The following is a 20,492-nucleotide window of genomic DNA, read 5'->3' on the forward strand; positions in this document are numbered from 1 at the left end:
CCTTACCTCACGGATAAAACGGCCAGACAATCGGGATCAGCAGGCAGGAAACGATCCAGCAGATGATATTCAGCGGGATACCCACGCGGAGGAAGTCCGAGAACTTGAAGCCCCCAGGACCGTAGACCATCATGTGCGTCTGGTAGCCCATGGGCAGCGCGAAGGCCGTCGAGGCCGCCACCGTCACCGCCATGACGTAAGGCCAGTGGCTCACGCCAAGGCTCGCGGCCAGCGTCACCACGATGGGCACCATCATCACCGCCGTCGCGTTGTTCGACAGCACCTCGGTGAGCAGCAGCGTGAGCAGGAAGATCATCCACAGCATCACGATGGGCATCCACTCCGGGGTGACGAAGCCATTCGCCACGTCCACCATGCTCTCCGCCAGCCACTTCGCCGTGCCGGTCGATTGCATTGCCAGCCCCAGGCCCAGCAGGCCGTAGAGCATCAGCAGCACCTGCCAGTCGATGCTTCCGTAGGCCTCGCGCGGCGTGACGATCTTCGACCACAGCAGCACCAGGGCACCGACCATGGCGGCAAAGTGAATCGGGATCACGGGCAGCCACTTGAACACGCCCTGCTCCCCTCCCAGCAAATCGGTGAGCGTGGCGATGAGGACCACGCCGATCAGCACCGCCCAGGAAACCCACGCATGGTGCGGCGGCTTCTTGTTGACCGTGGTCACCGGGGAATCCTCCGGCGCATCGGTGAGGATGAAGTCCCGCGTGGACTCCAGCGCGTCGAGGTTGTTCAGCGCGGTAATGACCAGCAACGTGTCGCCACCCTCCAGCGGGATCTCGGCGAGCTGGTTGGTGATGTTCACGCCATTGCGATGCACCGCCATGACCACGCTGTTGTAGCGCTGGCGGAAATCCGACCGCGCGAGCGTCTGCCCGGCCAGCGATGCCTCGTCGCGCACCACGAGTTCCGTCACCACGCCGTCGATGGTGGAGAGCAGGTTCGCCCCGATTTCCTCGCACAGGTCCTCGGCCTTGCCCGCCTTCCCGCGGCGGCCGTGCAGGGCGATAAGGAAGCGGTCGTTCTTCTCGATGGTCAGCGTGTTCAGCCCGTGCATTTCCCGCGCGCCCTTGCGGCGCACTTCCATGATGTGGACGTGCCGGCCTCGGTCAAAGAGGGGTGTCTCGCTCAGGCGCTTGCCCACCAGCGGGGAATTCTCGCCGATGAGGATGTGGTAGAGCGGTGTCGCACGTTCCTTGATCTCCAGGCTGCCGGAAATGGTCGTGCGGGACGGGATCAGCTTCGGACCGAAGATCGTCAGGTAGGCGATGCCCGCGATCGACAGCGGGATGCCGATCGGCGCGAGCTGGAACATCGTCATCGGCTCCATCTTCATGTCCTTCAGCGTACCATTCACCAGCAGGTTCGTGGACGTGCCGATGAGCGTGCAGCAGCCCCCGAGAATGGAGGCGTAGGACAGCGGCATGAGCAGCCGCGAGGGAGCGATATCCCGGTTCCGGGCAAATCCAAGGGCCACTGGCAGCAGGATGGCCACGATGGCGGTATTGTTCATCCACGCGCTGAAGAATGCCGTCAGCAGCGCGAAGGCCAGCATCGCCTTGCGGGTATTCGACGGCAGCTTGTCCCGCAGCACGCGCCCGATGTGATCCACCGCGCCGGAGGCTTCGAGGGCACCACCGATGATGAAGAGCGCCGCGATGGCGAGCGGGGCCTCGTTCCTGAAGACCGAGGACATGTCGTTCATGCCGACAAGCCCCAGCGCCACCACGCCGACCAGCACGGTCAGGGCGATGACGTCCGGTGCCGCCCATTCGCGGATGAATGCGACCAGCGTCAGGACGATGACCGCCAGGGTGAGGCCAATTTCGAAAGTCATGGGGATTTTTCACCTCCCCGTGCGGGGTCGGCGGCCCCCGGCCATGCACCGGGAAGGCGGAGTTGGCAAGAGTCGGGAGCGACATGGAGATGCGGAAATTGGACGATTGAGGGATTGAGTCACTGGCCGCCAATGGCCAAGGATCGGCCCGCCGGACGAGCTTCCCGGATTTCCCAAATCTCCGAATTTCCGACTTTCCCAATGTCCTATCTGGTCACCATCGGCCTCGAAGTCCACTGCCAGGTCAAAACGCGCACGAAGATGTTCTGCGCCTGCGAAACCTCCTTCGGCGAGGAGCCGAACACCCGCACCTGCCCGGTCTGCCTCGGACTGCCCGGCGCCCTGCCCGTGCTGAACCGCCACGCCATCGAGAAGACGCTGCTCGCCGGACTGCTGCTCGAGTGCGGATCCCCGGAGATCTCCCGCTGGGACCGCAAGAGCTACTTTTATCCGGACATGCCGAAGAATTTCCAGACGACGCAGATGGACTACCCCCTCTGCATCGGCGGCGGGGTCCCACTCTACGACCACTGCTACCCCACGGACGCGCGGAAAAACATCGCCCGCCCCGGCCACAAGGTCCGCCTGAACCGCATCCATCTGGAGGAGGACGTGGCCAAGTCCACCCACCTCGGCACGTCGTCGCTGATCGATTTCAACCGCGCCGGCACGCCGCTGATGGAGATCGTCAGCGAGCCCGACCTCCAGTCCGGCGAGGAGGCGGGTGCCTACCTCCGCTCGCTCCAGATGATCCTCCAGCAGGGCGGCATTTCCGATGCCGACATGGAGAAGGGCCAGATGCGCTGCGACGTGAACATTTCCCTCCGTCGCAAGGAGAGCGATCCCCTCGGTGCGAAGATCGAGCTGAAGAACCTGAACTCCATCTCCGCCGTCCGCCGCGCGATCGCCCATGAGGTCGAGCGGCAGGCCGAGGAACTCGACGCGGGCATCCCGCAGATCCAATCGACCCGCCGCTGGGACGACGACCGCGGCGAGACGCAGCTCATGCGGACGAAGGAAGACGCGCACGACTACCGCTACTTCCCCTGCCCCGACCTCCTGCCGATCGTCACCGCGCCGATCTTGGAAAAGGTCCGTCCGCTGCTGACCGAGCGTCCTCACGAGCGCTCCGCGCGCTACGAAGCCGACTACGGCGTCAGCGCCTACGACGCCTCGGTGCTCTCGTCCGACCTGCCACTGGCGACTTACTTCGAAGCCCTCGCCGCCACGCCCGGCGTGCCCGGGAAGAAGGCCGCGAATTTCTTGCTGAACGTTCTGCTGGGCTCGCTGAACGATCGCTCCGTCGCGATCTCCGACTCGCCATTGCCTCCGGAGAAGACCGGCGCGCTGCTCGGACTCGTTGAAAGTGGAGCCCTCGCCCTCAGCCAGGCGAAGGAAGTCCTCGCCGTGCTCCTCGACGCACCGGACAAGGATCCTGCCGCCGTCGCGAAGGAACTCGGCTTCGAGCCTGCCGACGCCGGTGAACTGGACGCCCTCTGCGATCAGGTGATCGCCGCAAATCCCAAGCAGGTCGAAGAGATCAAGGCCGGCAACGAAAAGCTCCTGAACTTCCTCACCGGCCAGGTGATGAAAGCCTCCTCCACCAAGCCGAACCCGAAACAGGTGACGGATCTGCTGAAGGGGAAGCTGGGAGTCTGAAAATGGTCATGAGCCCGAAACGCCATCTTCCGGAATTCGCGCATTCGCTTTCACAGCGTTTCGAGAGTGACGGCATCCCCCTGCTTCTCGCGGGAGGATGGGCGGTATGTTTCCACGGTTATTCGCGGGCCACGCTCGATATCGACTGGATCTGCAAGCGCTCGCAAATTCGCAAGGCATCCGAACTCATGGAGAGCCTCGGATTCGAGCGCATGACGGATGGCATGGCCTGCCGCTTCAAGCACCGCCGCGATCCGTCGGTGCCCTACATCGATCTGATCTGGGTGGACGACGCGACATTTGGAACGATGCGCGAAACGTCCGAGGCATCGCCGCTGCCACTTAGCGTGCCGATGCTGGGGTTCAGAGCACTGCTTGCGATGAAGCTGTTCGCCCTGAAAGATGGCGAGACGAGGGATCACAAAGACCTGCTGGATATCAGAAGCCTTCTGCGCTACTCTGCCACCAAGCTCGACGATTCCGAACTCAAGGAACTCTGCAACCGCTACGCAGGACCGCAGGCTTTCGACCTCATCCGGGGACCGCAATGAAGACCATCGAACTCAGCCTGCCGGACATGTCCGACCATCCGCCGCCGCCTCAGGTGGACTTGGGGACATTTGAGTCCTGGGTGCGAGGCGATGCTGCCACGAAGACCCGGGCCTCCATGACCGATGAGGAAATCATCGCGGATTTCATGCGTAACGAAGGTCGGCAAACCGAGCCTTGGCCGGACTTTGGGGCGGTATCGGAGTTGCGCTGAGCGCTTTCGGCAGGGCGCTTTTTCCCGTGTCCCAATCCGACCTTGGCGGCACGGTGCGGGATCACGCATGCTCTCCTCCGTGCTCCACCATGGCGACTGCCTGAAAGTGCTGCCCACCTTGCCGGATGGCTCGGTGGATCTCGTCGTCACGTCGCCTCCCTACAATCTCGGCATCAACTACCGCAGCTTTGACGATACCGCGGGCCGGGCCGAGTTCATCGAGTGGTGCAAGTCATGGGCCGCCGAGGTGAAGCGGGTGCTGGCCGATGACGGATCGTTTTTCCTGAACGTGGGAGCCGCCCCGGCGAACCCGCTGATGCCGCACCAGATCGTGCTGGCATTCACCGAGGGCCCGGACGCGCTCTTCGTGCTTCAGAATACCTTCCACTGGATCAAGTCGATCACCGTCGAGACCCGGCGCGGCGAGCAGATCAGCGCGGGCCACTTCAAGCCGATCAACTCGCAGCGTTTCGTGAACGACTGCCACGAATACATCTTCCACCTGACAAAGTCCGGCGACGTGAAACTCGACCGGCGCGGCGCGGGTGTGCCGTATCAGGACAAGTCGAACATCGCCCGCTGGGGTCACACCGGTGGCGTGGACAAGCGCTGCCGGGGGAACACGTGGTTCATCCCCTACGACACCATCGTGTCCCGGGACAAGGAGCGGCCGCATCCCGCGAGCTTTCCCATCGCTCTGGTGGAGCAGTGCATCCGCCTCCATGGCAAAGGCACGGAATCGCGCGTGCTCGATCCCTTCCTCGGCATCGGCAGCTCCGCCATCGCCGCGAAGCGGCAGGGAGTGAAGGAATTCACCGGTATCGAGATGGATGACTACTACCTGTCCGTCGCGAGGGAGCGTCTGGACGCACCAGCGGAACAGGAGCTTTTCTAACAGACCCATCCGACCTCCCGCTTCCATGACCCGCCCACACCTCCTCGCTATTGCCTGCTGCTTCATCGTGACCGCTTGCGCCTCGCGCGAGGTCCCGTCGGCGTCGACTCCGCAGGGCACCACCTTGAATACCACGGCGTCCTGGGAGACCGCGGGGACGAAAGTCACTTTCCGGGCAGGGCCACACCAATCGACACCCGATGGATATGCCCACTCCTTCTCGTCCTACGGCATCCTTCACACTACGGACGAGATGACGGTTCCCACGGCGATCGAGAGTGCGCTCAATGCCGACTACTTCGGAGATTCGCCTGAAAGCTCCCCCACGGACTTCATCCGACTCTTCACCAGTGCCAGCGGCAAGACGCTGCTGATCCAGGAAGAGGTCCCGAACGGTTGCGCGCCCTGCACCAATCATATCCTCGTCCGGCTCGGCTCCAATGAACTCGAGCACGTCTATCTGGACCTCCCAATGTATAGCCCGCCGCGTGAACCGGGACAGGTGACCATGCCGATCTTCGACGAACCGGCCGAGGTCGTCGCCATCACCGATCGCACCGTGACCTACAAGTATTCCCACGGAGGAAGGAAGACCGCCGAGATCAGCAAGCTTCCCACCTCCAAGCGTCCGACCTTCCCCGGCTAGTCACGCTCCTGCCTCGGGATCGTAGTCCTTCGGCGCGCGGACGATGCGGTCGATCGGGAGCTTCGTGACGATGTTCCCGCCACTGCTGCGACCCTTGATCGGCACCTCGCCGAAGCTGAAGGGACGGCTCACGTTGCGCAGGCGCAGCGCGGGCTTGATGTGGACGACGAGCAATTGTTCCGCGCTCTCCGCCTCGCTCTTGTGGACGGCGAAGTAGAAAATGCGGCTGCCCGGCGTGCCCTTCATCAGGTCATACTCCTTGTCGCGCGTGATACCGCCGACCCGGAAGCGCTTCGCCAGGATCGCGCCTTCCTTTCCGTCGCGATAGATCATCGAGTAAATGAGGTCCTCGTCCTTCTTCAGGATGGCCACGCGCAGCGGACGCGGGCCGACGAAGAACTTGTCCGCCACCTTCACCACGCGCATCTTGCCGTCCTGGCCGAAGATGATCACGTCATCCAGTGTCGAGCATCGCTCCACCGGCGTCTCCTTCTTCAGGCCGTAGCCGGCGAAGCCGTTCTTCTCATCGAGGTAAAGCGTCTCGGTGGCGAGGATCACCTGGCTGCGGTCCACGCGGTCGAAGGAGGAAACCTCCGTCTTCCGCTCGCGGCCCTTGCCGTATTTCTTCTTCAGGTCCTCGAACCACCGGATGGTGAACTTCGTGAGGTTCTTGAGATTCCTCTCGGTCTCCTCGATGTCTTTCTCCAGCGCCTTGATCTCCTCGTCGGCCTTGAAGGAGTCGAACTTCGAGATGCGCTTGATCCGGATCTCCGTGAGGCGGACCAGATCCTCCTCGGTCACCTCGCGCTTGAGGAGCTTCTTGAAGGGCTTCAAGCCATCGTCGATGGCCTTCAGCACCGCTTCCCACGTCGTGCACTCCTCGATGTCGCGGTAGATGCGGTTCTCGATGAAGATCTTCTCCAGCGAGCTGAAGTGCCACTTCTCGGCAAGCTCGGCGAGGCGGATCTCCAACTCCTGCCGCAGCAGTTCCTTGGTGTGCTCCGCGTTCCGCTTCAGGATCTCGGACACGCCGAGGAACTGCGGCTTGTCATCCGCGATGACGCAGGCATTCGGCGAGAGGCTGAGCTCGCAATCCGTGAAGGCATATAGCGCGTCGCGCATGTTGTCCGGATCCACGCCAGACGGCAGGTGAACGAGGATATCGACCTCGGCGGCCGTGTTGTCCTCGATCTTCGCGATCTTGATCTTCCCCTTGTCCGCCGCGGCCACGATGGAGTCCATCAGCGCGCCCGTGGTGGTGCCAAAGGGGATCTCCGTGATGCGCATCACCCCCTTCTTCTCCGAAGAAATCCGCGCACGCACGCGCACGCGTCCGCCACGCAGGCCGTCCTTGTAGTCGCTGGCATCCATGATGCCCGCAGTGGGGAAATCCGGCAGCAGCTCGAAGGGCTCCTTCCGCAGGGCACAGACCGACGCATCGATCAGCTCGATGAAATTGTGCGGCAGGAATTTGCACGCAAGTCCGACCGCGATCCCCTCGATGCCGTGGGCGAGCAGCAGCGGGAATTTCACCGGCAGCGTCAGCGGCTCCTTACGGCGGCCGTCGTAGTTCGAGATCCACTCGGTGATCTTCGGGCTGAAGAGGATATCGAGCGCGAACTTCGTGAGGCGCGCCTCGATGTATCGTCCTGCGGCGGCACCGTCACCGGTGAGGATGTTTCCCCAGTTCCCCTGCGGGTCGATCAGCAGGTCCTTTTGCCCCAGCACCACCAGCGCTTCCTCGATCGCGACGTTGCCGTGCGGGTGGTAGTTGATCGTGTGGCCCGCAATGTTCGCCACCTTGTTGTAGCGGCCGTCGTCGAGCTCCCTCATCGAGTGCAAGATCCGGCGCTGGACGGGCTTCAGGCCGTCATTGAGGTGCGGCACCGCACGCTCGAGGATGACGTAGGAGGCGTAGTCGAGGAAGTAGTCGGAATACATCGCCCCGAGGGAGGCGTGCTGGTCCGGATCGTGCATCATGGAGGGCGGAGGCTGGGCCGTCCGGGCGGGGGGCGCAAGTGCGGAAGCGGACTGTGGCCAATCCTGCGCCAGCCGCATTTCCGGGGTCAAAAGACGCGCTTCCCCTCACCCACAGGCTGCCGGATCGCCCCGCGACGCCTGTCCCCACTCCGCTTCCTACCTCATTTCGGGGGATTGCGGGCCGTCCCCTCTCCGGAGTTTCATCGGGATGAACCGGCCCTCCGCCCATGAAACCCATCGCCCTGCTCCTGCTGATTTCCTCCCTCGCGCTTGCCGATGACACGGCTTGGCCCGCCGTCACGAACGAGGCGAAGCCGTGGACGCGCTGGTGGTGGCTCGGCAGCGGCGTCGATGCAGAGAACCTGACGCGCGAGCTGGAAGCCTTCTCCAAGGCCGGCCTCGGCGGCGTGGAGATCTGCCCGATCTACGGGGCGAAGGGCTACGAGGATCGCGACCTGACCTTCCTCTCCGAAAAATGGACCGCCGCCTACGCCCATGCCGCGAGGGAGAGCGCCCGGCTCGGGATGGGCATCGACCTCACCACCGGCACCGGCTGGCCCTTCGGCGGGCCATGGGTGGAGGAAAAGGACGCCTCCGCATCGCTCAAACCCATCGTCCAAACCGCCGGGGCAGGGCAGGTCTTCCGGCTGGTGGCGGACGGGAAGATCGAGGCGCTGACTGCACGATCCGAGGACGGGCAAGACGCCGACCTGATGGACCTCGTGAAAGGGAATCGCCTCACCTGGACCCCTGCCGAGGGCACCTGGAGGGTCCACGGCCTCGCTTCGAAACACGGCATCCAGAAGGTGAAGCGGGCCGCGCCCGGCGGTGCAGGCTGGGTGCTCGACCCCTTCTCACCGGAGGCAATCGCGAACTACCTGAAGCCCTTCGGCACCGCGCTCGACCGGCCCGATGTCCCCGAGCCGCGCGCCCATTTCCACGATTCCTTCGAATACTACGGTGCAGGGTGGACCGACGAACTTTTCGCGCGGTTCGAGGAGCTTCGCGGCTACGACCTGCGCACGCAGCTCCCCGCCTTCAACGGCGAGGGCGATGCCGGGACCGTTACACGCGTCCGTGCCGACTACCGGGAGACGATGAGCGACCTGCATCGCGAGTATCTTGCCAAGTGGCACGACTGGGTCGGGCAGCGCGGCAGCCTGACGAGGAACCAAGCCCACGGCTCGCCGGGCAACCTGCTCGACCACTACGCCGTCGCGGACATCCCGGAAACGGAGATCTTCCGCCACGTCGATGAAGTGCAGATCCCGATGCTCCAGTTCGCATCATCCGCGGCTCACGCCACCGGGAAGAAGCTCGTTTCGGCGGAGACTTTCACTTGGCTCGGCGAGCACTTCCAAGTGACCCCCGCGAAGCTGAAGGAAGCGGCGGATTTCGTCTGGCTCGGCGGCGTGAACCACATCGTCTATCACGGCATCTCCTACTCTCCCGCGGATGCGCCGTGGCCCGGCTGGCTTTTCTACGCCTCCACCCACATGGGGCCGAATGGCGGGCTGTGGAAGGACCTGCCTGCTTTCAATTCCTACATCGCACGCGTGCAGTCCCATCTCCAGGCAGGTCGGCCGGACGCCGACGTGCTGCTGTATTTCCCCATCCACGACATCTGGCACGATGGCAGCGAAGGCCTGCCACTTTTCACGATGCACAATCAGGAGAAGTGGCTGCATCCAACCGCATTCTACCGCGCCGCGATGGATCTGTGGAAGGCGGGCGTCCCGTGCGACTACGTGTCGGAGCGACTGCTGGCCGATGCAAAGGTCAATGGTGGCCTCATCGAACTCGGCGGTTCTTCCCACAAGCTGCTGGTCATTCCCGAGACCCGCCATCTCTCACCCGATGTCGCGCGTCGCCTGATCGACCTCGCGGAAGCGGGAGCCACCGTCGTCTTCATGGGCGCGCTTCCTGCCGACGTTCCGGGGCTGTCGGCTCTTGAGGACCGGAAGAAGGAGCTCGCCGCGATCTTCGCTGCGGTGAAGGGCGACGGGGGCACTCCGGTTTCGCGGGGACGCATCATCGTCCGCGGAAATCCGGAGCAGGTCCTCGCCGCATCCGGAAGCGCTGCCGAGCCGCTGGCAAAGCATGGGCTTCGCTTCGTGCGTCGCCGGAGAGAGGACGGCTGGTGCTACTTCATCGTGAACACGACCGGGAAGGACTTCCGCGAGCAGGTGACCTTTGCCACGCCGATGAAGTCCGCCGTGATGCTCGACCCGATGACCGGCAGGAGCGGCGTGACCGAGATCACGGACGGCATCCACCTCAGCCTCGCGCCGGGCGAATCGCGCATCATCCGCACCTTCTCTAACAGATCGGCCGATGGCCCGCGATGGACAGCGCTGGAGCCGAGCGGCGAATCGCTCCCGCTGGCCGGCACGTGGAAGGTCAGCTTCCTCGAGGGAGGCCCGGCACTGCCCGCCTCCTTCGAGACTTCTACCTTGGGCTCTTGGACGGAGCAGGCCGGAGACGCCTTCCGCAGCTTCTCCGGCACCGCGCTCTATCGTTTGGAGTTCACGCTGGATGAGAGCTTTCCGGCCGTGCTCGATCTGGGCGAGATCGCGCATACTGCAAGGGTGCGGATCAATGGAAAGGATGCGGGCACTTGCTGGACACCACCGCATCGGATCGACGCCAGCGATCTGTTAGAGAAGGGCACGAACGTCCTCGAAATCGAAGTCTCGAACCTCGCCGCAAACCGCATCACCGACCTCGACCGGCGCAAGATCCCGTGGAAATCCTTCCACGAAATCAACTTTGTGAACATCGACTACAAGGATTTCGACGCGTCTTCATTGCCTCCCCTGCCATCCGGCTTGCTTGGCCCGGTGCGACTTCTTCCGTTGAGAAAACCTTGATGCCACGGGGATCATGCACGCTGCAATTTCGTGCCCGCCAACCTTGATGCGCATGACGATTTTCCTTTGGCCGAACGAGCCATTCGGTTTTTCCGAAGGCTCGTTCTGAACGAAAAAATTGCACCTGCCAATGATCCGCGACAAATTCATGCACCGACGGCCATTTACCGGCAGTTCGGTTCAGGCGCATGACACTCCTCCAGGCATTGCGGGCCGCGACTCACTCGTCCCACCAGCAGCTCGACCGACAGATCTCCGGCGAAGAGATCACCTCGGACCGGGAAGCCTACGCCCGTTATCTGGAGCGCTTCCACGACGGTCTTGCGACGTGCTGGTCGCAGCTTGACTGGGCACTGCTCGCGGATCTCGGCCTGCCGGATCTGGACGCCCGCAAGGCGCGCTATCACTCGCTCACCGCGGACCTGAACACGCTGGGGCATCCCGTTCCTGCGCTTGATGGCACGCCTGCGCCGCAAGGTGACGCGGCACGCACCATCGGCTGCCTCTACGTGCTGGAAGGCAGCATCCACGGCGGTGCCATCCTGCTCGCCGAGTTGGAAAAGAACACAGGCACCGTGCCTGCCGATGCCTGCCGGTTCATGACCGGCTTCGGCGAGCAGAACCGCACCCGCTGGAAGGACTTCACCGCATGGCTCGATTCACTCGAAGCCGATGACGACTTCCGGAAAGACGCGGCGGAATCCGCGGTAAAGGCCTTCGAAAATTTCATCACCTCCTTCGGCGTCACTTCCGCCACTCCTGCCACGCCTTGATGAGCGACTCCATTCCATCATCCCTTCCGACACCGGACACCGACGATTGCGCCCGCGAGCCCATCCACATCCCGGGCTCGGTGCAGCCGCATGGCGTGCTCTTCGTGCTGGCCACGGAGCGACTGGAGATCCTCCAGGTCAGCGCGAGTGCAGCGGACCTCATCGGACGCGATCCCGCGGCGCTGGCAGGCACGGCATTCCTCGAAATCGTCCCGCCGGATGCACGCGGCCCGGTGGAGCGACTGGTGCGCGAGGCCGCCACGACCTACGTGAATCCCTTCCGCGTGCCCGTGGCCGTGGGAGACGAGGTCAGGTTCTTCGATGGCATCGTCCACATTCTGGAATCAGGCGAGACAGTGGTGGAGCTGGAAAACGATCCCGCATTTCCCCACCAGGGCCACGAGTCCACCGAGGGTCTGGACAACTACCTCCAGATCGTCCACCGCTCGCTTGCCCAGCTCTCCGGCGTCTGCAATGCCCGTGATATCGCTGCCGTGATGGCGCGCGAGGTGAAGACCTTCACGGGCTTCGACCGGGTGATGATCTACCGCTTCGCCGCGGACTACCATGGCGTGGTGATCGCCGAAGCCGTGGAACCGGAGATGGAGCCCTACATGGATCTCCACTACCCGGCCAGCGACATCCCGCCGCAGGCCCGCGCGCTGTATCTGAAGAATCCGGTGCGCCTGCTGCAGGACGTCCACGCCACCCCGGTGCCGCTCGTTCCCGCGCTGCATCCCGCAACGGGTGCCCCGCTCGACATGAGCCGCGCCGTGCTCCGCAGCATGTCCCCCATCCACGTCCAGTATCTGAAGAACATGGGCGTGGCTTCCTCGCTCTCGATCTCGCTGGTCGTCGATGGCAAGCTGTGGGGCCTCATCGCGTGCCATCACCGCACGCCGCGCTTTGTCTCCTATGCCATCCGTGCGACGGCCTGCCTCTACGCCATCGTCATGTCGGCGCAGCTCAAGGCAAAGCAGGCCAGCCTGGAAAACCTCCGCATGTCCTCCGCCCGACGCATGGCGCTGGACCTCATCACCGGCCTGAAGGACTACGCCGATCCGGTGGGCAGCCTCGGTGAAACGCTTCCGGCACTGCGAGATCTCTTCAAGGCGGACGGTGCCGCCGTCCTGTCGCTCCAGGGCATCCGCTCGGAAGGCTCCGCGCCGGAAGACCTGGAATTGCTATCCTTGCGCCAGCAGCTCGAGAAGCACCGCGACCAGGGCATCGTGATCACCCACGAGGCATCCACCCTCTTCCCCAGCCTGGCGGAGGGCCTTCCCCGCGCCGCCGGACTCGTGGCCATCCACCTCGGCGAACACGCGTGGCTGGTGGTCTTCCGCGACGAGGCGGTGAAGCGCGTGAAGTGGGCCGGCGATCCCACGAACGCGAAGTTCCGCGATGAAAGCGGCGTGCTCTCCCCGCGCAGCAGCTTCGCCGCGTGGCAGGAGACCGTCCGCGGACAAGCGATGCCGTGGCCCGACTCTACCACCGTGCTCACCACCGAAGTGCGTGCCGGCATCCTGGAGCTGGTCCGCAAGCGAAACATCCTGCTGGAACGCTCGAACCAGGACCTGCGCCGCTTCGCCGGAATCATCGCCCACGAGGTGAAGAACCAACTCCAGTCCGGCATGATGGCGCTCTCGCTGCTGGAGTACAAGAGCGAATCCACTGCCCCCGAGGTCGCGCAGCTCGCCGGTCTCGCGAGCAGGTCGCTGGGGAATCTCGCGAAATTCACCAACGACATGCTGGAATTCTCCGAGACGGAGATGAACTCCACCATCGAGGACATCGACTTCGCGGAAATGGCGCGCGAGATCGTGGACCAGCTCCACATGAGCGGCCGCACCGAGGGAGCGGTGATCCAGATCATGTCGCTGCCACGCATCCGCGGGCCGAAGTCGCAGATGCATCACCTGCTGAGCAACCTGCTGCGGAACGCGCTGACGCATGCTCGCTCGGAATCGAAGAACCTCCACATTGAGATCGGTGCGCGGGCGGACGAGACCCATGGCACCGTGATCTACGTCCGTGACGATGGCCGCGGCATCCCCTCGGAGAAGCGGGACAAGATCTTCGAATACTTCTTCAGCGACCGCGGCGGGGAAACGAAGGGCACCGGCATCGGCCTCGCCTTCTGCGCGCAGGTCGTCCAGCGGCTCGGCCACCGCATGTGGGTGGAGTCGGAGGTTCAGGAGGGCTCCACCTTCTACTTCTCGGTCAGCCCGGCGGACGAGTCACCCCAGCAAGGCTGACAGCCGCTCTTCCAGCAGGCCGGTCAATTGCCCCGCGCCGCCCTTGGCGGGAAGCTCTCCCGCCGCGAGCATGCTGCTCACGGGGATGGGCTCGCCCGCAGTGACGCGTGCGGTGCGTGGCGAGGGGTAGTTCGGAAAGCCGAGCAGGTCCTCTTCCAGCTTCATGATCGTCTCCGCCCGGCGGTCGAGCGTCTGCTCAGCGAGAAAGTAATCGCCGATGTAGCTGTGGGCCTGCAGCGCGGTGAAGACGCGGTCGAGATCGTCGAGCAATTCATCACGCTCCACGAAGGTCGGCGGCTTCTCGGCATCGAGCAGGCGCTTCCGGATGCGATAGCGCTGGGCACGCACGCGCTCCGGGGCGGTGGCGCTCTTCGGGTCGCGGCCATGGCGTGCTTCCGCGATGGTCAGCAGCGCATCGCACAGCGTGGCGAGGCGATCCTGGATCTGCCCGCGCCCGGCTTCACCCGTATGCTCCATTTCCTTCAGCCCCAGCAGGCCGGTGCCGAGCCTCACGATCCGCTCGTCGATGGGCAGTGCCGGCCGCGGTGTCCAGCCGATGCGGTCCTCCAGCCGGGACAGCCGGTCGCGGAAGGTCTCCTCAACCAGAGGATCATGCAGGAAGCGGATGCCCACCGGGACGAGGTAGGCCTCCTTGCCATCCTTCAGCCGGGCGGCGGCCTTCAGCAGGATGGACGCGACGCCCTCGTGCAAGGGGTCCAGACGCTCGTGGTGGTGATAGATCTCGCCCTCGGGATAGATCACCAGCGGATCGCTGCTGCTTTCCAGAAGGGTGATCGCCGTCTTGATCGCCGAGAGATCCGGGCCATCCCGATCCACGGAAAAGACGCCCATGCTCTCCAGCGCGAAGGAGCCGAGCTTGCTGATCTCGAAGACCTCGCGGGCTGCCATGAAATGCGACTTCATCCCGTGCCGCGCGACCAGCTCGGTCATCACGTGCGGGTCCGAGTGGTCGGCGTGGTTCGGCGCGAGCAATACCGCATGCCCCGCGCGGGAAAGCTCTCGCACCCGGTCGAAGCCGGAGTCATCGAGCTTCGTGACCGCGAATTTCTTCTGGAGGTAGTAGCGGTTCGCCATCAGCCCGATGGGCCGGAACCACGCCCGCGGCCTCGGGGGGCGGAAGGTGTAGGGCAAGTCATTGCGGAGCCGACGCATGACATGAAGCTAGGGAGGGAGCCGGTGCTGCCAAGTGCCAATCGACACCCTGCTCGCACCCCCAAAAAGGAGGCTCCCCCGCATGACGGGGAAGCCTCCTTGGCTACAACACTCTCTGGGGAGATCAATTCCGGTCCGCCTTCAGACGTGCGAAGATCTTGGCGCCGGACCCGCCGGTCACGGTCACCGTCACTTCCACCTCGTCCACGTCGGGTGCGGCATTGTCGACGATCACGTTCTCCGCGATCGTCGCGGTCACTCCTTCCGCACTGGACTCGCCGGACGCGTGCCAGTTCACGAGGTCGGTGGACCATTCATACGACGCGCTCACGTCCGATGCCAAAGCATTGGACCGGCTGTGGCGGAAGCTGAAGGAGCCCGCTGCGGACGCGAGGACATCCCGCAGGCCCTGCCCCGGGCTTGCCGGGTCGGAGCCCAGCACGTGCTCGATGCCATTGCTGAGGCCGTCGCGGTCAGGGTCTTCATCGAAGCCCGTCTCGCCACCCACCTCATAACCATCGATCCACGCCTGATAGTCGTCATCCGCCGGGACGACGCCGGGGAATACCGACAGCGCCGACCACTCCGTGCCCACCACGAGGTGATCCCACTCGGTCGCATCCGTGCCGCCGGATGCGAGGCGGACGGACGTGACGGGATTCGCCTGGGTGTAGGGAATGGTGAGCGTCGGGGCCGGCTCCGTGGCCGTCAGGTCCGGATTCACCCACATGCTCAGCAGGTCATTCGTGTAGTCCACCTTCACCACCAGCGTGTAATCGCGCCCGGGCTGTACTTTGATGCCCGAGTAAACGGGCGTGGGCGACGGTTGTCCGATCGCGAACTCCAGCTCTCCCGAGGCCGGATTCGCGAGGGTCGGCACCCCGGCGAAGGCGCGCTCGGTGCCATACTCGAAGAACGAGATGCCATTCCACACTGCACCTGCCCCGCGCTTGAAGTCGGCACGGGCATAGACCACGCGGCCTGCCATGTGCTCCTCCTCGCCGAATGCCCCGAGGATCTCCCCGCTGCCCGGAAAGTCTCCCTCACCCGGCCCGCTGAACTCCCGCTTCGCACCGCTGTCGCGCGTGAGCAGCTTGCCACCGGCGATCGTGTTGACGCCTTGCTGGTTGTTCCAGTCGGAAGAGCCAAGGCCACGGTGGCCGAGGAAGCCGTCGTTCTTGGTACTATTGTCATAGTCGAAGCCATCGCCGCCGCTCTGCCCAGCCACGCCGCCATCCTCGTAGGAGAAGTCATCGCTGCCCACGAGCGCGAGATTTCCGGGTGAAGGGACGGAGTCCGGCAGGTTCGGGTTCGTGCCGCGGAGCACTTCGAAGTAGTCGCCCGCCCCGTCTCCATCCGTGTCGGCGAGGTTCGGATTCGTCCCGGGGTTCGCCTCGTTGACGAAGATCCCGCTGTTGTTCTCCTCGAAGTCGAGATAGCCGTCGCCATCGGTGTCATCGAGTATCGGGCTGGTCCCGGTATCCGATGCACTGACGTAGATGCCGGTGTCGGTTTCCGCGCCATCCAGGATTCCGTCCCCGTCCGTGTCCGGGTTGTTAGGGTCGGTACTGCGGAGGAATTCCTGCAAATTCGACAAGCCGTCGTTGTCGCGGTTCGTCACGCCCTCGGCAGCGTCGTTCACGCCCACGATGAGGCCGTGGGCATTCTCCCAAGCGTCCAGCATCCCGTCGCCATCGCTGTCGGCGGCCACCACGTCGGCGAGGTCATCACCCGCCGTCACGGCGTCGAAGGCCCAGCTCTCCGCGGTCACCGCGGCATCGCCCTCGCCGGAGCGGATCCGCAGGGTGTCGAAGGAAAGGTCCACATTCGTCCGCGTGATCTGCGGCGCACCCAGCGCAGTCACGCTGCTGGTGTCCGCGGGATTGATCCACACGTCGAGCGTGTCATTGGCACCGTCGATCATGGTGATCCGCGCGACGATGATCGTGGGGGAAAGCGTGGGCACCGGCACCGTGGGGCCGACGAGCGTGCTGCCGGTGCCGGCGCGCCACTCGTAGGGACCGGGCCACGCCTTTCCAATGAGGAGCTTCTCGGTATTCCCGCGATACAGACCGAGCCCGCCGAAGCTGGCGGTCGTGGATGTGGCGGGCACATTCGTGAACTGCTGGCCTTCGAACGAGATCCACACGATCTTCGTCCCTCCGACGGGCGGCTCCTGCAGCGAAGAGATGAGGCGGCCCGCTTGCTGGTTCGAGACGGCGTTCACCACGCCCTTCGAACCGGCCACCGTGGGCGTCCCTCCGATGGCCATCCAGCCGCTCATCCAGCCAAGCCCCCCGTGGTTCCCGGCGAGGTTGCCATTGCTGTAGTTGAAATCTTCACGGGCGAAGATCTCGGCATGCGCACAGGGCGTCACCGCGATCAGAAGAGCGACCGGACCTATTTTTCTCAGGATCATCATGGGCGGGTTTGAGTCGGGTTGGGGTTCTTGCACCGGGTTCCTTCCCGGTGGCATTCAGGTGCCTACGTACCGCCCGCATTTCGGTTACGGTCATCCGTGAAACTTTTCCGGTAAGCCCTCGCGGCAGGCGTGACCTGACGGGTGGCGTCCGCTCGCTGCACAAACTCGGCTATTGAAATCCTCCGCGGATTCGGTGTGGCTGCGCCTTGCATGAGCGGCCCCCTCCCCCCTTCCCCCACGCCGGATCCTCCGGAAGCGGGGAGCTTCGAGTCGCTGCTCGTCGCCCACCAGCAGCGGATCTACTTCTTCATCCGCTCGATGGTCTTCAATCCGGAGGACGCCCGCGACGTGCTGCAGGACGTGAATGCGATCATCCTGCGGAAGAAGGAGCGCTTCACTCCGGGCACCGATTTCAAGTCGTGGTCCTTTGCCATCGCCCGCTTCGAGTGCCTCTCCTACCTGCGCCGCTACCAGGGGCAAAAGGCCGTGCCGTCCGAAGAACTCCTCGACCATCTCGCCGGTGCTGCGGAGGCCCGCGCCGACGACCTCGGGCCATGGCTCGGTGCCCTCTCCGAGTGCCGCAAGCTGCTGCCCGGCGAGAGCGTCTCGCTGCTCGACCTGCGCTACCACACCCGCATGCCACTCGATGAAATCGCCGGGAAATGGAACACCACGGAGGGTGCGCTGAAACAAAAGCTCTTCCGCATCCGGAACCAACTGAAGAACTGCATCCTCGGCAGGCTCGCGGGCCGACTGGCGGACGATTGATCAGATTCCCACGATTCCTATAGTAACCTTCGCCCATTTTTCAAGTAAGCCCCTTGGAACCACGAGCATGGACCCGGATTGGCAACATTGGATCGATCGCCTGAAGTCGCAGGACCTCACGGAGGCGGAGCTGCGTGAATTCGAGGAAGCGCTGCGTGCGGACCCCTCGCGCCAAGATGCCTACCTTTCCGAGCTGCTCGCCGAGGTGGCACTGGAGGCTGAAGATCTGCCCGACCCTCTGGCCGCTCCCGGGCAGAAGATCATCGCGATGCCCACAGTGGTCCGCCGCTGGCCGCATGCGCTGGGGATCGCGGCAGGCATCGCCGCGCTGGCGACTCTCTCCTACTTCGCGGGCGGCCATCTTTCCGGGAATGGCTCGCGCGAGGTGGCCGCCACGGTCACCGATACAGACAGCCTCGCCGAGATGGTGGGCCTGCGGATCGGCCAACCGCTGCCACGGGGCTCCGTCGCAGTGCCTGATGGCTCGGAAATCGGGATCGCCATGCGCGGGGGAGCCCGCCTGCAGATCCGCGGACCGGCGAACCTGCACATCGACGGGCCGGACAAGATCCGCCTCGAAAAAGGCCGCGTCAGCACCTACGCCCCACCCTACGCCAGCGGCTTCACCGTCGATACCGTGGACGGTCGCGTCATCGACTTTGGCACCCGCTTCGTCACCGCTACCGGCACGCAGACCGGCGGTACCGAGGTCCACGTGATCGAGGGCCTGGTGACGGCGAATGCATCGCCCGAGACGACTCCAGCGCAAAACCTGGAATCGGAGAAGGCAGCCATCCTCAAGGGTGGCGTGCTCGTGCCCACCGAGTATCTCGCCCAGCGGCTGGCCGTTCCGCTGGACCCCGTGTCGCCGGACCGGGACGGGGATGGCTTCCCCGACTCCATCGAGAATTTCTACGGCACGCTCGCTGCCGATCCCACGTCCTTCCCCGCGGCGCTGCGGATCTCGGAGGCCTTCGCCGGCTACACGCCCGGAGCAGTGCGCGGAGCCGCGATGCTGGGCATCGGCGCGAGACCCGGAGCCCTGTGGGAAGGCGCCGGGACCTTCGACGCCACCGGCCTCTCCTTCACCCGGGATGGACGCGATCTCGCGGCCACCGGCGGCTCGATCACGACCACCGGAGAGAAATTCGAGGGCGCGATCCTGCGATTCGCCCCGGAGGAACTCGCCCGTGACGGCGTCACCTACATCAGCTTCCTCATGCGGAATTCCGGCAGCGCTCCGGACTGCTTCTCCGGCCTGCTGCTCTATCAGGAGGACCGCGAGGAACTCTTCGTGGGCAAGCTGAGCATCGCGAACACCTATGGCTCGCGCCTGAAGCAATCGCTCACGCAGAATTCCTACGCGATCCCCATGGACGGCGAGACACACCTCTTCGTCATCCGCATCGACCGCACGCGGCTCGTCACGGACATCTTCGTCGATCCCCTGCCCGGCGAACCGGAGTCCGGAGCCGTGCGGGACTTCCGCTACCAGGACGTGCCGGACTTCGACCGCATCGTCGTCCGATCCGGCAGCAAGGAAGGAAAGTTCCCCGCCACCTTTGACGAGGTCCGCGTCGGCCTCACGTGGGGATCCGTAGTCCCCGCGCGGGAATGACAGGCCGGCTCAAAGCCTGGGCAGCGTCAAGAGGCTGGGGCGATTTTCGATTGGTCTCCTTCGCGTCATTCACGAGGCTGAAAATCCGCACTAAAGGTCGCATTCCGCAATCTCTCTCATCGAGAAACTGACACAGCTTTCAAATTGCCAGAATGAAAGCGTGTGGCATCTAACATAGTGTATGAGTACTGACCCATATCAGCCCCCATCAAGTTCGAGCAAGTCCATGCCTGCCATCTCCCAGCAGATGCTTAAGGAGACCCTATTCTCGTTCAACGGGAGGATCCCTCGCCGCACTTACTGGCTCTGGGCGATCGCGAGCGGCCTCGTCATCGGAATCATCATTGGAATTCTGAGCTTCATTATCGGACCCTCTGTGGACCCCGAGACAGGCGCAGTAAGTGGAGGCGGACTTTTTTCCATCATCGTTATCCTTCTCTACATCCCACTGGTTTGGATCGGCCTGGCCCTCGGAGTGAAGCGCTGGCATGACCGCGGCAAGTCCGGTTGGTGGGTTCTCATCGCCTTGATTCCCATCGTCGGCGGCATCTGGACCCTCGTGGAATGCGGTTTCCTTCGGGGCACCGTCGGCCCCAATCAATTCGGTCCGGATCCCACCTGATATCTTCCTTTCTACCCCCATAAACCTATCTGAATGGACCCGGCTCCGGCCGGGTCCATTTTGTTTTCCTTGGCCCGGCCGTAGACACCCTTGGCACTTGGGTATGAATCCTCCACCCCCGGCCATCCGATCATAGACCCGGACGGCGTATTGCGCTTTCAATCAAGGTGTCGCGAAACCCAATCCTCCACTC

The 20,492-nt window shown here is 64.0% G+C and carries 16 protein-coding genes; 12 read left to right on the forward strand and 4 right to left on the reverse strand.

The window, feature by feature from the left end; all coding sequences use genetic code 11:
• Nucleotides 1-7: 7 nt before the first annotated feature.
• Complete coding sequence (locus OKA04_RS02665; RefSeq protein ID WP_264499572.1) at nt 8-1,855, reverse strand: SLC13 family permease; 1,848 nt, start codon at nt 1,853-1,855, stop codon at nt 8-10.
• Between the two features lie 201 nt (nt 1,856-2,056).
• Here OKA04_RS02665 and gatB point away from each other — a divergent pair, with 201 nt between their 5' ends.
• The 5 genes from gatB (at nt 2,057) to OKA04_RS02690 (ending at nt 5,818) form a co-directional block, all read left to right on the forward strand.
• Nucleotides 2,057-3,514: an Asp-tRNA(Asn)/Glu-tRNA(Gln) amidotransferase subunit GatB gene (gatB, locus tag OKA04_RS02670; protein ID WP_264499573.1), complete on the forward strand. Its 1,458-nt coding sequence runs from the start codon at nt 2,057-2,059 to the stop codon at nt 3,512-3,514.
• An 8-nt stretch (nt 3,515-3,522) separates the two neighbouring features.
• A complete protein-coding gene (locus tag OKA04_RS02675) occupies nt 3,523-4,065 on the forward strand; it encodes a nucleotidyl transferase AbiEii/AbiGii toxin family protein (RefSeq protein ID WP_264499574.1) in 543 nt (180 codons plus the stop codon).
• Nucleotides 4,062-4,277, forward strand: a complete 216-nt coding sequence (locus OKA04_RS02680; protein WP_264499575.1) for a hypothetical protein — start codon at nt 4,062-4,064, stop codon at nt 4,275-4,277. Before OKA04_RS02675 ends, OKA04_RS02680 begins: the two co-directional genes overlap by 4 nt.
• A 67-nt stretch (nt 4,278-4,344) precedes the next feature.
• Nucleotides 4,345-5,172 (forward strand): DNA-methyltransferase, encoded by an 828-nt coding sequence (locus tag OKA04_RS02685; protein WP_264499576.1) that lies wholly within the window; start codon nt 4,345-4,347, stop codon nt 5,170-5,172.
• Between the two features lie 25 nt (nt 5,173-5,197).
• Entirely contained in the window at nt 5,198-5,818 is a 621-nt protein-coding gene (locus OKA04_RS02690) for a hypothetical protein (RefSeq protein ID WP_264499577.1), read from the forward strand.
• On the opposite strand, the gene OKA04_RS02695 is transcribed toward OKA04_RS02690, so the two are convergent.
• The gene (locus OKA04_RS02695; protein ID WP_264499578.1) at nt 5,819-7,798 is read right to left on the reverse strand and encodes a DNA gyrase/topoisomerase IV subunit A; all 1,980 of its coding nucleotides are present in this window, start codon (nt 7,796-7,798) and stop codon (nt 5,819-5,821) included. It lies immediately after the preceding gene.
• Between the two features lie 227 nt (nt 7,799-8,025).
• Here OKA04_RS02695 and OKA04_RS02700 point away from each other — a divergent pair, with 227 nt between their 5' ends.
• From OKA04_RS02700 to OKA04_RS02715, 4 genes are read left to right on the forward strand one after another with little or no spacing between them, the layout of a single operon-like run.
• A complete protein-coding gene (locus OKA04_RS02700) occupies nt 8,026-10,668 on the forward strand; it encodes a glycosyl hydrolase (RefSeq protein ID WP_264499579.1) in 2,643 nt (880 codons plus the stop codon).
• Between the two features lie 30 nt (nt 10,669-10,698).
• Entirely contained in the window at nt 10,699-10,860 is a 162-nt protein-coding gene (locus OKA04_RS02705) for a hypothetical protein (RefSeq protein WP_264499580.1), read from the forward strand.
• Nucleotides 10,857-11,441: a biliverdin-producing heme oxygenase gene (locus OKA04_RS02710; protein WP_264499581.1), complete on the forward strand. Its 585-nt coding sequence runs from the start codon at nt 10,857-10,859 to the stop codon at nt 11,439-11,441. The genes OKA04_RS02705 and OKA04_RS02710 overlap by 4 nt, the downstream gene beginning before the upstream one ends.
• Nucleotides 11,441-13,696 (forward strand): ATP-binding protein, encoded by a 2,256-nt coding sequence (locus OKA04_RS02715; RefSeq protein ID WP_264499582.1) that lies wholly within the window; start codon nt 11,441-11,443, stop codon nt 13,694-13,696. Before OKA04_RS02710 ends, OKA04_RS02715 begins: the two co-directional genes overlap by 1 nt.
• Here OKA04_RS02715 and OKA04_RS02720 read toward each other — a convergent pair.
• A complete protein-coding gene (locus OKA04_RS02720) occupies nt 13,679-14,869 on the reverse strand; it encodes a 1-acyl-sn-glycerol-3-phosphate acyltransferase (RefSeq protein WP_264499583.1) in 1,191 nt (396 codons plus the stop codon). The two genes, OKA04_RS02715 and OKA04_RS02720, sit on opposite strands and share 18 nt — an antisense overlap.
• Nucleotides 14,870-14,993: 124 nt before the next feature.
• Nucleotides 14,994-17,291 carry a hypothetical protein gene (locus OKA04_RS02725; protein ID WP_264499584.1) on the reverse strand — a complete coding sequence of 766 codons (2,298 nt, stop codon included), beginning with the start codon at nt 17,289-17,291 and terminating at the stop codon, nt 14,994-14,996.
• A 210-nt stretch (nt 17,292-17,501) separates the two neighbouring features.
• On the opposite strand from OKA04_RS02725, the gene OKA04_RS02730 reads away from it, so the two are divergent.
• From OKA04_RS02730 to OKA04_RS02740, 3 genes are all read left to right on the forward strand, one after another.
• Entirely contained in the window at nt 17,502-18,059 is a 558-nt protein-coding gene (locus tag OKA04_RS02730; RefSeq protein ID WP_264499585.1) for a sigma-70 family RNA polymerase sigma factor, read from the forward strand.
• Nucleotides 18,060-18,126: 67 nt separating this feature from the next.
• Nucleotides 18,127-19,677 carry a FecR domain-containing protein gene (locus tag OKA04_RS02735; RefSeq protein WP_264499586.1) on the forward strand — a complete coding sequence of 517 codons (1,551 nt, stop codon included), beginning with the start codon at nt 18,127-18,129 and terminating at the stop codon, nt 19,675-19,677.
• A 226-nt stretch (nt 19,678-19,903) separates the two neighbouring features.
• Nucleotides 19,904-20,299 carry a DUF805 domain-containing protein gene (locus OKA04_RS02740; protein ID WP_264499587.1) on the forward strand — a complete coding sequence of 132 codons (396 nt, stop codon included), beginning with the start codon at nt 19,904-19,906 and terminating at the stop codon, nt 20,297-20,299.
• Nucleotides 20,300-20,492 lie beyond the last annotated feature (193 nt).

This window comes from Luteolibacter flavescens, assembly GCF_025950085.1.
In the GTDB taxonomy this organism is placed as follows: domain Bacteria; phylum Verrucomicrobiota; class Verrucomicrobiia; order Verrucomicrobiales; family Akkermansiaceae; genus Haloferula; species Haloferula flavescens.

What these genes read in the sequence shown, in the direction of transcription:
- OKA04_RS02740 (WP_264499587.1), top strand. Translation starts at nt 19,904, where the DNA reads ATGCCTGCCATCTCCCAGCAGATGCTTAAGGAGACCCTATTCTCGTTC.
- OKA04_RS02680 (WP_264499575.1), top strand. Translation starts at nt 4,062, where the DNA reads ATGAAGACCATCGAACTCAGCCTGCCGGACATGTCCGACCATCCGCCG.
- OKA04_RS02725 (WP_264499584.1), bottom strand. Translation starts at nt 17,291, where the DNA reads ATGATGATCCTGAGAAAAATAGGTCCGGTCGCTCTTCTGATCGCGGTG.
- OKA04_RS02700 (WP_264499579.1), top strand. Translation starts at nt 8,026, where the DNA reads ATGAAACCCATCGCCCTGCTCCTGCTGATTTCCTCCCTCGCGCTTGCC.
- OKA04_RS02695 (WP_264499578.1), bottom strand. Translation starts at nt 7,798, where the DNA reads ATGATGCACGATCCGGACCAGCACGCCTCCCTCGGGGCGATGTATTCC.
- OKA04_RS02720 (WP_264499583.1), bottom strand. Translation starts at nt 14,869, where the DNA reads ATGCGTCGGCTCCGCAATGACTTGCCCTACACCTTCCGCCCCCCGAGG.
- OKA04_RS02685 (WP_264499576.1), top strand. Translation starts at nt 4,345, where the DNA reads ATGCTCTCCTCCGTGCTCCACCATGGCGACTGCCTGAAAGTGCTGCCC.
- OKA04_RS02710 (WP_264499581.1), top strand. Translation starts at nt 10,857, where the DNA reads ATGACACTCCTCCAGGCATTGCGGGCCGCGACTCACTCGTCCCACCAG.
- OKA04_RS02735 (WP_264499586.1), top strand. Translation starts at nt 18,127, where the DNA reads ATGGACCCGGATTGGCAACATTGGATCGATCGCCTGAAGTCGCAGGAC.
- OKA04_RS02730 (WP_264499585.1), top strand. Translation starts at nt 17,502, where the DNA reads ATGAGCGGCCCCCTCCCCCCTTCCCCCACGCCGGATCCTCCGGAAGCG.
- OKA04_RS02715 (WP_264499582.1), top strand. Translation starts at nt 11,441, where the DNA reads ATGAGCGACTCCATTCCATCATCCCTTCCGACACCGGACACCGACGAT.
- OKA04_RS02675 (WP_264499574.1), top strand. Translation starts at nt 3,523, where the DNA reads ATGAGCCCGAAACGCCATCTTCCGGAATTCGCGCATTCGCTTTCACAG.
- gatB (WP_264499573.1), top strand. Translation starts at nt 2,057, where the DNA reads ATGTCCTATCTGGTCACCATCGGCCTCGAAGTCCACTGCCAGGTCAAA.
- OKA04_RS02690 (WP_264499577.1), top strand. Translation starts at nt 5,198, where the DNA reads ATGACCCGCCCACACCTCCTCGCTATTGCCTGCTGCTTCATCGTGACC.
- OKA04_RS02665 (WP_264499572.1), bottom strand. Translation starts at nt 1,855, where the DNA reads ATGACTTTCGAAATTGGCCTCACCCTGGCGGTCATCGTCCTGACGCTG.